This is a genomic window from Bauldia sp. (assembly GCA_037200845.1).
Lineage (GTDB): Bacteria > Pseudomonadota > Alphaproteobacteria > Rhizobiales > Kaistiaceae > DASZQY01.
Map to the genome: position 1 here is coordinate 1,509,420 of JBBCGQ010000001.1, position 11,590 is coordinate 1,521,009.

Annotated in this window: 17 protein-coding genes and 1 pseudogene; 11 read left to right on the plus strand and 7 right to left on the minus strand. The window is 64.5% G+C overall.

Annotated features, from left to right (window positions below; all coding sequences use genetic code 11):
- Positions 1–12: 12 nt before the first annotated feature.
- The 4 genes from WDM94_07270 (at position 13) to WDM94_07285 (ending at position 1,106) form a co-directional block, all read left to right on the plus strand.
- Positions 13–204, plus strand: a complete 192-nt coding sequence (locus WDM94_07270; GenBank protein MEJ0012421.1) for a hypothetical protein — start codon at positions 13–15, stop codon at positions 202–204.
- A gap of 6 nt (positions 205–210) precedes the next feature.
- On the plus strand, positions 211–540 hold the full coding sequence (locus WDM94_07275; GenBank protein ID MEJ0012422.1) for a hypothetical protein: 330 nt from the start codon (positions 211–213) through the stop codon (positions 538–540).
- Positions 540–851 (plus strand): hypothetical protein, encoded by a 312-nt coding sequence (locus WDM94_07280; protein MEJ0012423.1) that lies wholly within the window; start codon positions 540–542, stop codon positions 849–851. Before WDM94_07275 ends, WDM94_07280 begins: the two co-directional genes overlap by 1 nt.
- A gap of 69 nt (positions 852–920) precedes the next feature.
- A complete protein-coding gene (locus WDM94_07285; protein MEJ0012424.1) occupies positions 921–1,106 on the plus strand; it encodes a hypothetical protein in 186 nt (61 codons plus the stop codon).
- Between the two features lie 64 nt (positions 1,107–1,170).
- Here WDM94_07285 and WDM94_07290 read toward each other — a convergent pair whose 3' ends face one another.
- The 3 genes from WDM94_07290 to WDM94_07300 all read right to left on the minus strand — a co-directional run bounded on the left by WDM94_07290 (position 1,171) and on the right by WDM94_07300 (position 2,563).
- Entirely contained in the window at positions 1,171–1,731 is a 561-nt protein-coding gene (locus WDM94_07290) for an MltR family transcriptional regulator (protein MEJ0012425.1), read from the minus strand.
- The gene (locus WDM94_07295; protein ID MEJ0012426.1) at positions 1,721–2,275 is read right to left on the minus strand and encodes a hypothetical protein; all 555 of its coding nucleotides are present in this window, start codon (positions 2,273–2,275) and stop codon (positions 1,721–1,723) included. The genes WDM94_07290 and WDM94_07295 overlap by 11 nt, the downstream gene beginning before the upstream one ends.
- A gap of 147 nt (positions 2,276–2,422) precedes the next feature.
- Positions 2,423–2,563, minus strand: a complete 141-nt coding sequence (locus WDM94_07300; GenBank protein MEJ0012427.1) for a hypothetical protein — start codon at positions 2,561–2,563, stop codon at positions 2,423–2,425.
- 512 nt (positions 2,564–3,075) lie between these two features.
- Between WDM94_07300 and WDM94_07305 the strand changes: the two genes are divergently transcribed.
- Both WDM94_07305 and WDM94_07310 read left to right on the plus strand, forming a co-directional pair.
- Positions 3,076–3,543 carry a hypothetical protein gene (locus tag WDM94_07305; protein MEJ0012428.1) on the plus strand — a complete coding sequence of 156 codons (468 nt, stop codon included), beginning with the start codon at positions 3,076–3,078 and terminating at the stop codon, positions 3,541–3,543.
- Between the two features lie 99 nt (positions 3,544–3,642).
- On the plus strand, positions 3,643–4,080 hold the full coding sequence (locus WDM94_07310; GenBank protein MEJ0012429.1) for a site-specific integrase: 438 nt from the start codon (positions 3,643–3,645) through the stop codon (positions 4,078–4,080).
- Positions 4,081–4,256: 176 nt separating this feature from the next.
- On the opposite strand, the gene WDM94_07315 is transcribed toward WDM94_07310, so the two are convergent.
- The 4 genes and pseudogenes from WDM94_07315 to WDM94_07330 form a co-directional block, all read right to left on the minus strand.
- Positions 4,257–4,862, minus strand: a complete 606-nt coding sequence (locus WDM94_07315; GenBank protein ID MEJ0012430.1) for an HAD-IA family hydrolase — start codon at positions 4,860–4,862, stop codon at positions 4,257–4,259.
- A gap of 61 nt (positions 4,863–4,923) precedes the next feature.
- Entirely contained in the window at positions 4,924–5,214 is a 291-nt protein-coding gene (locus tag WDM94_07320; protein MEJ0012431.1) for a DUF2214 family protein, read from the minus strand.
- A 40-nt stretch (positions 5,215–5,254) separates the two neighbouring features.
- Positions 5,255–5,377 (minus strand): annotated as a pseudogene (locus tag WDM94_07325) (DUF2214 domain-containing protein).
- 115 nt (positions 5,378–5,492) lie between these two features.
- Positions 5,493–5,831 carry a hypothetical protein gene (locus tag WDM94_07330; protein ID MEJ0012432.1) on the minus strand — a complete coding sequence of 113 codons (339 nt, stop codon included), beginning with the start codon at positions 5,829–5,831 and terminating at the stop codon, positions 5,493–5,495.
- A 12-nt stretch (positions 5,832–5,843) separates the two neighbouring features.
- Between WDM94_07330 and WDM94_07335 the strand changes: the two genes are divergently transcribed.
- Genes WDM94_07335 through gor form a run of 5 tightly spaced genes read left to right on the plus strand, consistent with a single transcriptional unit; the run spans position 5,844 to position 11,583 of the window.
- The gene (locus WDM94_07335) at positions 5,844–7,436 is read left to right on the plus strand and encodes an alginate lyase family protein (GenBank protein ID MEJ0012433.1); all 1,593 of its coding nucleotides are present in this window, start codon (positions 5,844–5,846) and stop codon (positions 7,434–7,436) included.
- A 39-nt stretch (positions 7,437–7,475) separates the two neighbouring features.
- Positions 7,476–8,924 (plus strand): NAD-dependent succinate-semialdehyde dehydrogenase, encoded by a 1,449-nt coding sequence (locus tag WDM94_07340; GenBank protein ID MEJ0012434.1) that lies wholly within the window; start codon positions 7,476–7,478, stop codon positions 8,922–8,924.
- Entirely contained in the window at positions 8,921–9,637 is a 717-nt protein-coding gene (rpiA, locus tag WDM94_07345; GenBank protein ID MEJ0012435.1) for a ribose-5-phosphate isomerase RpiA, read from the plus strand. Before WDM94_07340 ends, rpiA begins: the two co-directional genes overlap by 4 nt.
- Before the next feature lie 30 nt (positions 9,638–9,667).
- Positions 9,668–10,171, plus strand: a complete 504-nt coding sequence (locus tag WDM94_07350) for a DUF2059 domain-containing protein (GenBank protein MEJ0012436.1) — start codon at positions 9,668–9,670, stop codon at positions 10,169–10,171.
- 14 nt (positions 10,172–10,185) lie between these two features.
- Positions 10,186–11,583, plus strand: coding sequence for a glutathione-disulfide reductase (gene gor, locus WDM94_07355; protein MEJ0012437.1), 1,398 nt, complete (start codon positions 10,186–10,188; stop codon positions 11,581–11,583).
- The last annotated feature ends 7 nt before the right edge of the window (positions 11,584–11,590 follow it).

Genomic DNA, 11,590 nt, shown 5'->3' on the forward strand with positions numbered 1-11,590 from the left:
GGAGTTTGAACAATGTGGAATTCGGAGAGTGCGGTTCGCCGGGCCGCCGATAAGGCCGGCTACAGGGTAACGAAATCGCGCAAGCGCGCCGGTCTCGACAATGCCGGCGAATACATGCTGGTCGATGTGGAAACCAATTTTGCCGTGCTGGGCTCGCGCTATGACGCCGACCTGATCGACATCGCGGAGTTCCTGCGCACATGAACCGGCATGAACGCCGCTCTGCGCGGTACCGTGAGTTTGAAATGTTCACCACCACCATGGGTGCGGACGAGTTTGCCGCGCTTTCCGAGTAAGTGCGCGTGGCGCGGTTGCGCGCATTCGGTCGCAAGCAATGCCGGCGCCAAAGAGCCGATGCCTGCCGGATGGACGGTCATGCTGGCCTATCGCGGTAAGGCCAAGCTCAACTTCGAGGAAATTCGCCCCTCGGACATGCTCAGGGATACCGTGCTTTGCCCTCAGCACACCGCTCAGTTGGAGTCGATGCTGGAACCTTTGCCGGGTCGTCTCTTTGCGGCCGAACCGATGGGGACCGCCTAGTGACCGACGCTGACGAGGAAGATCGCCGCGAAGGAGTGCGCCTTCGCGCCGCTGTCAACGATGCACTCGCTACCTTTCGCAAAAAGATCGCTACGGCGTCGCTCGGCGAATTACGCGGTGCAGTGAACAACCTCGCTGCATCGACCGAGATAAAGAACGAGGCAGGAGGCGTCACCGGCTGGCGCGATGGGCGAAAAGCGGTTGTCCTGCATGACGCACTGCTGAGCCTTCAGCGCGACAACGCTTCCAATGAGTCCTTGCGCAAACTGTCTAATGCGTTGGCCAGATGGGACGGCAGCGGAGGCGTCTAAAACCTTAGCGCAACCTTCGCGCTCCTTCCGCGTTATGGGCTCGCCCATGTCTATCGAAAGGGAACCCACATGGCCGTGAACAAGCCCGTAGGCGACAACGCCCGAAAGGGCGCCGTCCGCAAACGCTCGCAATTGAAAACCGCGCTTCCCGACGCCGAGCCGCACTTCACGAAGCGGTCGCGCGAGACCGGCCAATTCATGGACGTGAAGGCCGACAACGCGAAGTTTAAGGGAGTCAGGCGCGAAAAAATCTGAGGGTTGATTTCAGATTGGAGCGTGGCGTTCGGTCGAGTTGCAACGGCAGCGCGATCCGGAGGCGCTAGATAGTCCAACGCTTTCCCTCAAGTCGCTGCTGGCCCACGTAGTGCGGCCGATTGACGAGATTGAGTATCAACGCGGTGGCAGCGGTAACGAATTGCCCGTTGGCGTCAATCTTCACCGTGCCGTAGTTGTGCGCGGACGACAGAAGGTTCGCGCAACGATCCGAAATGGATTGATCGTCAAACGACGCATGAATTGAATGCGCGAATTCGTTGCGCACTTTCCGAATAATATTCAGGTCGTGGTGTTCGCGATCATCGATCAGGCCAAGTGCGAACGCTGCTGCGATCCTGGCCGAGAGAGTTCCGAGCGGCGCGTTAGAGCCGTCTGTCAGTTCGCCTGCTGTCGGTACGTCGCGCATGAACGCCAACAGCGTCCGACGAAGTTGCTCTTCGAGATAGCCGGCTGAGATAAGCACGGCGCCGCGCGGAGACTCCTTGTTCAGTTGTTCAAGGAACGGCAAAAATTCCCTGAGGTGAGGATTGGCCTTTAGGTAGCTTTCGTACGACGAAGAAACAGGATTGTCTGAGTTTGCGGCGCTTCCTTCATCATCGCCCATTGGCTCGATCCTTGGCCATGATCCGCGTGACTATCTGAAGCGTTGTTCCGGCGAGCATGTCGAAGCGCCCCGCGAAGGCGTCGATCTGGGTCGAGGTATAAAAGTATTCCGGGGACCAGTCTGTTTTCCGGTGCTTGGTCGCGGCGTAGGACGGCACCAGCGCGAAGCCGTCGATGACATCCGTCCCCGGTCTCACGTACGGCTGAACGATGCCGTGTGCGATATCATTTCGCCGCCGGCTGGCAGCATCCATCACCGTGAGACACTGGGAAAAATCCTTCGCTAGCTGTTCGTCTGGGTTTGCCAAAAAGAATGCGACAGCGGCTTCCTTGACCATGCTTCGCCGCCCCTGAAACGAGATAACCGAACCGTACGCGCGACGCATGGCGTCGGTGCTGCCGCCGACAGCATAAAAGAACAACAGGGATAGATGGGCTTCGACTAACTCCCATCCACTGAGGGCGAGGCCAACGCTTGCGAACGTTTTAACATTCGTCTTGTCGCCGTGCTCGGGCGGAGGTGGTCGACTCCAATCGTCAGACATCTTGGAAATCCCTATGAGCGACCCGTAGGGTCAGGCGCGCAAGCCTACACATTCGCGGTGCTTTTTCATGCCGTCGCCTTTTCCGGAGCGGCAGTAGATCGTCACCTTCCAAATGAGCATTGAGCGCTTCGCCGATAGTCGAAACGCTCACGGCAGGAAATCTCCCGCCACCGCCCGTTGATCTTTTGGACGGGTCAACCGTCGCCCGCCGAAGCGGTCTCTGAATTTGTCAGCGTCGGCAGGATCGCCGAAGGCGAAGCGCAGTTTCCCATTGATCGTTGACGACATGCCACGAACCGAAATGCCGTGAGTAGGACGGCAAGGCTTCGGCGAACCCGTGGACCGGCTCATAATTATGGCCCTCGCATATCTTGGAGGACCACCTGAACTTGATGCGGATGGTTGCGGTCGATCATCCGTTGTGTGATGCGGCCGACTCTTCGCTCTGCCATTCGGCGATTCTAGCGCCTAGGAATAAAATCCACAATTCCGGACATGCGGCCGTCAACATGAAGCGCGGCGCCCTCGCGCCTTGTCCGAAAAGGCGAATGGGGCAGTTTTTGCCTAAGTTCTCATCGCGTTCACTGCGGCGGAGTGCTAGCCCGACAATACAAAAAGGCGGGCAAAACAGCGCTTTAGTTGAGCAATGGTCGATGGTGTTAACTCCAGAAGAAATTGCCTCCCGTTGGAAGTGTTTCCCCCGCGCACGTTCGGCGGTTAATCTCTAGCGGCAAGCTGCAAGCCTTCCGCTTGGGCGGAAAGTTGTTGCGCGTTTCGCTTGCTGCCGTGGAGGAATTCGAGTGCGCGTCTACAAGCTCCAGAAGTTCAGAGGCGGATTTGCAATCGCCACCTACGAAGCCGGACAACGTATCTCGCGCCGTCAGCTTCTTGCGACTGACCACGCCGAGGCAGGACGGGAATTTGACCGGATAGTCGCGGAAGCAAATCGCCCGGAGCGCGTCACCGTCCGCGACGTGTGGGAGAGGTTCCGCCACGCAACAGAAGGCCGGCGCATCGCGGAAGCAATGGGCTTCGAGGCTCGCGCCGTGCTAGCGCATTTTGGCGACATGGAACCGGAGTCGATCACGGTAGACGATTGTCGCAAGTACACCGCTAAGCGGCGCGGAGCGGAAATTCAGGACGGCACTATTTGGACGGAACTAGGCCACCTTCGCACCGCTCTGAATTGGGCCATGAAGGCGCGGCTGATCGAAAACGTTCCGCAGATTGAGCGCCTTCGAAACCCAAGCCGAAAAATCGCTACCTGACACGCGACGAAGCGGAACGGCTGATCGCGGCTGCGACCATGCCGCATGTGAAGGCGTTTATCGCGCTCGCCATCACTACGGCAGCGCGGGACAAGTGCATTGCTCGAATTGACGTGGGCGCGGTGCGACCTTGAGCGTGGCTTGATCGATCTATCTGCCGATGAAGTCACGGCACGGCGAAAAGGCCGCGCGGTTGTTCCTATGAATGACCTGGCCCGCGCTGTTCTGTCGGAAGCGAAGACGGGCGCCCGCACACCATACGTAATCGAATGGGCCGGCCAGCGCGTGCAGAAGGTACGCAAGGGAATTGCGACCGCTGCAACACGCGCGAACCTCGCTGATGTCACACCGCACGTCTTCCGCCACACTGCGGCGGTGTGGATGGCAGAGAACGGAGTGCCGATGGCGGAGATAGCGCAATATCTCGGTCACTCCGATAGCCGCGTCACCGAGCGCGTCTATGCGCGGTTCTCGCCCGACTACCTTCGCAAGGCCGCTGGAGCGCTCGAATTCGGAAAGGTGCGGGCAGTGACTTAGCGACAGGTGTGCTCGCAGGTTCATTTGAACCTGTTGCACTGCGCTGACTGATCGGAAACGCATATTCTGCACCGAACGTGGTGCGAACAGACGCGCACAGATCGTGCATTTCGGGCCGGCACGTCTGTTCACACGGGTGGGGTCACAGGTTCAATCCCTGTCGCGCCCACCATTTCCTACCGGCGAATATCGGCCACCGCCGCGGCCAGTTCCGCGAGCCCGGGGACTACGCGGGTCGCGCCGAGCTTCGCGACCGGGATCGGACTGTAGCCGTAGGTGACCGCGACCACCGGAATGCCCGCAGCGTTGGCCGTGTCGATGTCGGTGGCCGAGTCGCCGACCATTATCGCGTCGGCGGGATCGCCGCCGGCGAGCCGGATCGTCTCGGTCAGGTGGCGCGGGTCGGGCTTGCGGAAGGCGAAGGTGTCCTGGCCGGTGATGGCGGCGAAGCGATCGGCGAGCCCCAGCAGCGTCAGGAGTTTTCGCGCCGGCGCCTCGTACTTGTTGGTGCACACGGCGAGGCGCCAGCCGTCCGCTGCGAACGCGTCGAGCATCGCCTCGGCGCCGGGGTAGGGGCGGCTCGTGTCGGCAATGTGCTCGTCGTAGATCGTCATGTAGAGGCGCAGCAGCCCGTCGAGTTTCTCCGGCGTCAACGCGCGCCCCTCGGCCGCGAACGCACCTTCCAGCAGCACGCGCGCGCCGCTGCCCACCATTCCGATCAGCGTATCGACCGAGACCGGCGTCATGCCTTCGCTGGTCAGCACCGCGTTGAGCGTCGTCACCAGATCGCGGGCGGTATCGACCAGCGTGCCCGTCGAGGTCGAAGACGATGGTGGGGACGCGTCACAGGCCGACGCCGCGCGCCATCATGGCCGCGAAGATCGGGATCAGCGCGAACGCGATGCCCTCGTAGTGGACGAACCGCTTGGTCGCGACCACCAGCGCGCGATCGGGCATGAAGGTCGGGTCGGCCGCCGCCGCACGCCGCCACTGGATGAAGCGCAGCGTCGGCAGGATAGAGAAGAGGCCGACCGCCACGAACGCCGCGATCTTCAGCCAGAACACCGGGTTCTGCAGATAGAACTCCGGTCCTTTCAGCCCGTAGTACACGCGGCTGAAGGCCGACGATGACAATCAGCACCGCGATGACGCCGTAGGCGCCGTCGATGCCCGCCAGGCGGAAGAGCGTGGCGCGCGACATGTCCGGTCTGAGCATGACCATCTCCATGATCAGGATGCCGAACAGGGAGAAGATGAGAAGGTGGTGCGCAATCGCGAGCAGCAGGTCGGTCAGCATGGTCGCCTCGATTCAAATCGCCAAAAACGCCGTCCCCATATCGCGAAATCGCCGGGTTGTCGCCCGCCGACGGCGGTCTGTATGGTAGGCGCGAGATGGACCAGACGTTCGCGCTCTACCGCATCCTCGCAACGATCTGCCGCCGCGCCACGGCACGCGGCAGACTGCCAACAGCCTCCGATTCATTCTCGACCACGAACCGGATTTCCCCGGCTGCGAGAAGCGCTGGATCGTCAATCGCATCGCCGATGCGGACCGCGAGGCTGAAGTCATCGGGCTGCTGACCGAGCGTGGTCAGAAATTTCTGCACATCCCGTTCGATCTCGCCGAATACGGCAGGCGATTTCTCGACGCCGACGGCCTGCCGGGCGTTTTCAACGCGATGGAGGCGGCGTCGGGAAGGTTTCCGCAGGGCAAGCGCGCCCTCGGATTGCTGGCTTTCGAGTGGGTTCATCGCTGGAAGAATTTGTATGCGTTCAACCTCAACGCCACCCGCAACCTGGCCATTGAAGACGGATTCCAGACGGGTGCCACCTGGGTCATGCCGTGGGACGGCCAATGCTTCCTGACCCGGTCCGGATTCAGCGAGATACTCGAGGCGGCCGCCAATAATCCCGACGCCCGCTACCTCCTGGTGCCGATTGCGAGGTTCACTGACAATCACGTTGTCTTGCGCCCCGATTTCACGATCAAGGCGGTGGAAGAGCCACAGGTGATCTTTCGCCGCGACGCGCGCGATCGCTTCGACGAGCGGCTGCGCTACGCCAACATGAACAAGGCTGAGTTTCTGATACGCATCGGCCTGCCCGGCGATTGGAACAGGTGGCCGCGGACTCCGTGGGAGGCGCAGTACCCCTCAGCCAGCGACGCCGGCAAATACGCGTATGCCGGCTGGGTCGCGAGGCTCGCTTCAGAAACGTCGAGAAACGTCGATGAGACCGGCCGCGGTCGGGAAGTGGGTCGCTACGCCGGGATTGCCGTCCATTGCGCCGGTCTCGACGCTCGGCTGATCGAGGCGGCCAGGGCGAAGAGTGCGCTGAACTGCTACCAGCCATTCCTCGCAGACCTCGCGCCGGGCAGGGCGGCCGCCATGGCTCTGGTGAGGGTGGCGGAGGACCGCCTCGCGACCGCTCCGTCTGGTCTCGCAGACGCTGTCGCCGGTGACGATCATACCCGCCAGCGGAATGCGATCGACTCGGTCACGGTCCTCGCTATAGCAGCCGAGTTCACGCGGAAGGTTGTGTACGCCGAGCACGCAGCAGCGCTTGCGCGTCGCTGGCTCATCGGGGGGGGCGCCGGGGTGAATCCGCGCCTGGACCTCGCCGAGGGGGTCGTCGACTTTCGCGACGTCTGGGCACTCTGCGATGCGCTGACGCTGCTTGAGCGGCGTGGCATGCTTACCGAAGCCGATAGCGCCGGCCTGAAGGCATGGTTCGAGCCCGTCCGCGCCCAGCTCGCAAAATGGGGCGGCGCGTTCGGCCGGATGGACGCCGTCGGCGTGTTTCATGATCTCGCCGTGGCCAGCGCGGCGGCGTACTGCGGTGATACGGCGGCACTGGCGGGCGTGCTCGCGCGCGCCCCGCTGCGCCTGCACCGCCAGATCGAACCGGGCGGCTGGCTGCCGGGAGAGGCGGCGGGAACGCGCCCGCTGCACCGCGCCCTCTTCGCGCTGCAGGGCCTGATCGCGCTGGCCTGGCTCGGGCGCAACTGCGGCATCGACCTGTGGCGCTACGCCGGCGCCGGCCACCGCAGCATCCCGATGGCGGCGAATTTCATCGCCGCCAATCGCGCCATGTTCTCCGACTACGCCGCCGATCGCGCCCCGCTTCGACGATCGCATCGAGATGGCGTTGCGGGCCATCCCGGACGACGCCGCGGACGTCGAGGCGATCGCCGCAATCCCGCGCCGGTCGATCGCCGATCCCCGCCGCCTGGGGGCCGCCGACGGCTTCGCCCCATTGTGGCCGATTTTGCTGGCGACGGAGGAGGAGAACGCGCGCTCGGTGAAGGCGCTGGAGCTGCCGGTCGCGTAGGTGACTTGGCCGCCCCGCGGGTATAACAAGCCGCCTCGAACGTCGAGCAATCGCCAGAGGAATCCATGGAGCTCCGCGACCCGTCCCTGCTGCGCGAGCAATGCTACGTCGGGGGCAGGTGGATCGGCACGCCGGCGACGGCGGTGAACGACCCGGCGACGGGCAAACTGGTGGCCAAGGTGCCCTATTTCGGCACGTCGGAAACCAAAGACGCCATCGCCGCCGCCGATGCAGCATTTCCCGCGTGGTCAAAAATGACGGGTAAGGCGCGGGCGAAGATTCTGCGCGCCTGGTTCGACCTGATCATCGCCAGCCGCGAAGACATTGCCCTGATCATGACCACCGAGCAGGGCAAGCCGCTCGCCGAGTCGCTGGGCGAGGTCGACTACGCCGCCTCGTTCGTCGAGTTCAACGGCGAGGAGGCCAAGCGTATCCAGGGCGAGGTGAGCCAGAGCCACCGCGACGACGCCCGCATCGTCGTGGTCAAGCAGCCGATCGGCGTGGTCGGCGCGATCACGCCGTGGAATTTTCCGGCGGCCATGATCACGCGCAAGTGCGCCCCGGCGATCGCCGCGGGCTGCACGGTGGTGTGCAAGCCGGCCGGCGAGACGCCGCTGACCGCGCTGGCGCTGGCGGTGCTGGCCGAGCGGGCAGGGGTGCCGGCGGGTGTGTTCAACGTCATTACCGGCAAGGCGTCGGCCATCGGCGAGGAGCTGACGTCGTCGCCGCTGGTCAAGTGCATCGCCTTCACCGGCTCGACCGAGATTGGCAAGCTGCTCATGCGGCAGGCGGCCTCGACGGTGAAGAAGGTGGCGCTGGAACTCGGCGGCAACGCGCCTTTCATCGTCTTCGACGACGCCGACGTCGATGAGGCGGTGGAGGGCGCGATCTTCTCCAAGTTCCGCAACATGGGCCAGACCTGCATCTGCGCCAACCGCATCTATGTGCAGGACGGCATCTACGATGCCTTCGCCGCCAAGCTCACCGAGGGCGTGAACAAGCTGAAGGTCGGCAACGGCACCGAGCCGGGCGTGATGCAGGGCCCGCTGATCAACATGGCGGCGGTCGAGAAGGTCGAGCATCACATCAAGGACGCCGTCGACCGCGGCGCCAGGGTTGCCGCCGGCGGCCATCGCCACAAGCTCGGCGGCACGTTCTTCGAGCCGACGGTGCTGACCGGCGTGTCGCAGGACATGCTGATCACGAACGAGGAAACCTTCGGGCCTGTCGCCCCGCTCTATCGCTTCAAGACGGAGGCGGAGGCGATCCGGCTTGCCAACGATACCGAGTTCGGCCTCGCCGCCTATTTCTACGCCCGCGATCTTGGCCGCGTCTGGCGCGTCGGCGAGGGGCTGGAATACGGCATGATCGGCATCAACTCCGGCGCCATCTCGACCGAGCTTGCCCCCTTCGGCGGCATGAAGGAATCCGGCCTAGGCCGCGAAGGCTCCCACTACGGCGTCGAGGAGTTTGTCGAGGTCAAGTACATGCTGATGGGCGGGCTCGACAGATGAGCGTCGAGAAAAATCCCGCCGGCGACGCCTCGCGCCGCAAGGCCGGCGAGATCGCCGCCGCCGAGGTGAAGACCGGCATGAAGCTCGGCCTCGGCAGCGGGCGGACGGCGGAATATTTCGTGCAGAGCCTCGCCCAGCGCATCAAGGCCGAGGGGCTGCAGGTCGTCGGCGTGCCGACATCGAGCCAGACCGAAGCGCTGGCCCGCGCGGTCGGCGTGCCGCTGACCACGCTGGACGAGACCCCGATGCTCGATCTCGCCGTCGACGGTGCCGACGAGGTTGGCCCCGGCCTGCGCCTGATCAAGGGCGGCGGCGGCGCGTTGCTTCGCGAGAAGATCGTCGCCTCCGCGGCAAAGCGGATGATCGTCGTCGCCGATGCCGCCAAGGTCGTGAAGGTGCTGGGCGCCTTCGCGCTGCCGATCGAGGTTGCGCCGTTCGGGCTCGGTGCAACCCGCGTCGCCATCGAGCGGGCGACCGCGCGCCTGGGCCTCGCCGGGACGTTGACGCCGCGTCCGGCCAAGGGCGGCGGGCTTTACGTGACCGATGGCGGAAACCATATCCTCGACGCGGCCTTTGGCCGGATCCCCGATCCCGATACCCTGGCGGCGGCCTTGAAACAGATCGTGGGCGTCGTCGAGCACGGCCTCTTCATTCGCCTCGCATCAAGTGCCATCATCGCCGACGGCGACCGGGTGGACTGGCTGTTCCCCTGAGTTTCAACTCCCATATGGAGCGTAACCCTCATGTCATTCCTTGCTAATCTCGTCCGCGCGGGCCTCGTGGGCATTGCCCTTTTGGCTGCCCCGTCGTTCGCCTCGGCGCAGGAGATCAGCGCCTCGCACCTCGCCGCCGCCCTCGATGTCGTGAAGAGCGCCAAGGCCTCGCGCGGCTTCGACAACGTGCTGCCGACGCTCGCCGGCCAGGTCGAGGATCGCCTGATCCGCCTGCGCCCGGACCTTCACAAGGAAATCACAACGGCCGTCGAAGCCGCCGCGCTGAAGCTCGTCGCCCGCCGCAACGATCTCGACAACGACGTCGCTCGCGTCTGGGCCAAGCACTTCGACGAGGACGAGCTGAAAACGATCGCGGCCTTCTACAAGACTGCCGCCGGCCAGAAGTTCGCCGAAGTCGGCTCGCTGGTCTACGCCGAGACTCTCGACGCGGTCAGCCACTGGTCGGATCGCCTCGGCGCCGAGCTGCTCGACAAGTCGCGCGAAGAGATAAAGAGCGCCGGCATCCAGTTCTAAGGCGAGGCAGCGGCGTGACCGTACCGGCCCGCACGTACGACTACGACCTGTTCGTGATCGGGGCCGGTTCGGCCGGCGTGCGCGCGGCGCGGCGCGCGGCCGAACTCGGCCAGCGCGTCGCCGTCGCCGAACAGGATCGCGTCGGCGGCACCTGCGTGCTGCGCGGCTGCGTGCCGAAGAAGCTGTTCGTGCACGCCTCGCACTATGCCGAGGCCTTCGAGGATTCCGTCGGCTTCGGCTGGCGTGCCGAGGGCCTGCACTTCGACTGGCCGACGCTGGTCGCCAACGTCCAGGGCGACGTCTCGTGGCTGTCCAGCGTGTACATCCGCAACCTCGAGAAGGCCGGCGCCGAGATCCTGCACACGCGCGCCGTCCTCAAGGACGCGCACACGATCAACCTCGTCGCCGAGAATCGCGACGTCACTGCCGGCACCATCCTCATCGCCACCGGCGGCAAGCCGCGCCGCGACGTCGGCATGCCCGGCAACGAATTCGCCATCACCTCGGACGAATTCTTCCACCTCCCCAAGCTGCCGAAGCGCGTCCTGATCGTCGGCGGCGGTTATATCGCCGTCGAGGTCGCCTCGGTCTTCGTCGCGCTCGGCACCGACACCACGATCATCCACCGCGGCACCGAGATCCTGCGCGGCTTCGACATCGAGGTCCGCAAGGAGCTGCACGCCGGGCTGGAGCGCCGCGGCATCACCGTCCGCCTCGGCGAGGAACTGGCCGAGATAAAGAAGACCGCGAACGGGCTGCTCGCCGTCACCAAATCCGGCATGGAGACCGCGGTTGACGTCGTCCTGCTCGCCGTCGGCCGCACGCCCAACACCACCGGCTTCGGCCTCGACGCCGCCGGCGTCGCGATCGACCGCTGGGGCGCCGTCACGGTCGATGCGTATTCCAGGACCAACGTCGCCAACATCTACGCCGTCGGCGATGTCACCAACCGGCTGCAGTTCACGCCGATCGCGATCCGCGAAGGCTCGGCGTTCGTCGACACGGTCTTCGGCGGCAAGCCGACCGCCATCGACTACGACAACGTGCCGGTCGCCGTCTTCGGAACTCCGGAGGTTGGCTCGGTCGGCATGACCGAGGAGGCGGCGCGCGCCCACTATCCTTCGCTCGACATCTATCGCTCGCACTTCAAGCCGCTGCCCAACCGCGTCGCCGGCCGCGACGAGCGCATGCTGATCAAGCTGATCGTCGACGGCGACACCGACCGCATCGTCGGCTGCCACATCGTCGGACCGAGCGCGTCGGAGCTGATCCAGCTTGTTGCAATCGCGATCCGCATGGGCGCCACCAAGGCTGACTTCGACGCCACCACCGCGCTCCACCCGACGCTCGCCGAAGAGATCGTGACCATGGGCCGGCCGTCGGAACGCATCCGCCGCGAGGCGGCGGAGTAGGCCGATC

Excerpts from the sequence above, each read along its gene's own strand:
- WDM94_07270 (MEJ0012421.1), top strand. The coding sequence starts at position 13 with ATGTGGAATTCGGAGAGTGCGGTTCGCCGGGCCGCCGATAAGGCCGGC.
- WDM94_07275 (MEJ0012422.1), top strand. The coding sequence starts at position 211 with ATGAACGCCGCTCTGCGCGGTACCGTGAGTTTGAAATGTTCACCACCA.
- WDM94_07285 (MEJ0012424.1), top strand. The coding sequence starts at position 921 with ATGGCCGTGAACAAGCCCGTAGGCGACAACGCCCGAAAGGGCGCCGTC.
- WDM94_07290 (MEJ0012425.1), bottom strand. The coding sequence starts at position 1,731 with ATGGGCGATGATGAAGGAAGCGCCGCAAACTCAGACAATCCTGTTTCT.
- WDM94_07295 (MEJ0012426.1), bottom strand. The coding sequence starts at position 2,275 with ATGTCTGACGATTGGAGTCGACCACCTCCGCCCGAGCACGGCGACAAG.
- WDM94_07300 (MEJ0012427.1), bottom strand. The coding sequence starts at position 2,563 with ATGTCGTCAACGATCAATGGGAAACTGCGCTTCGCCTTCGGCGATCCT.
- WDM94_07330 (MEJ0012432.1), bottom strand. The coding sequence starts at position 5,831 with ATGAACCCACTCGAAAGCCAGCAATCCGAGGGCGCGCTTGCCCTGCGG.
- WDM94_07340 (MEJ0012434.1), top strand. The coding sequence starts at position 7,476 with ATGGAGCTCCGCGACCCGTCCCTGCTGCGCGAGCAATGCTACGTCGGG.
- rpiA (MEJ0012435.1), top strand. The coding sequence starts at position 8,921 with ATGAGCGTCGAGAAAAATCCCGCCGGCGACGCCTCGCGCCGCAAGGCC.
- WDM94_07350 (MEJ0012436.1), top strand. The coding sequence starts at position 9,668 with ATGTCATTCCTTGCTAATCTCGTCCGCGCGGGCCTCGTGGGCATTGCC.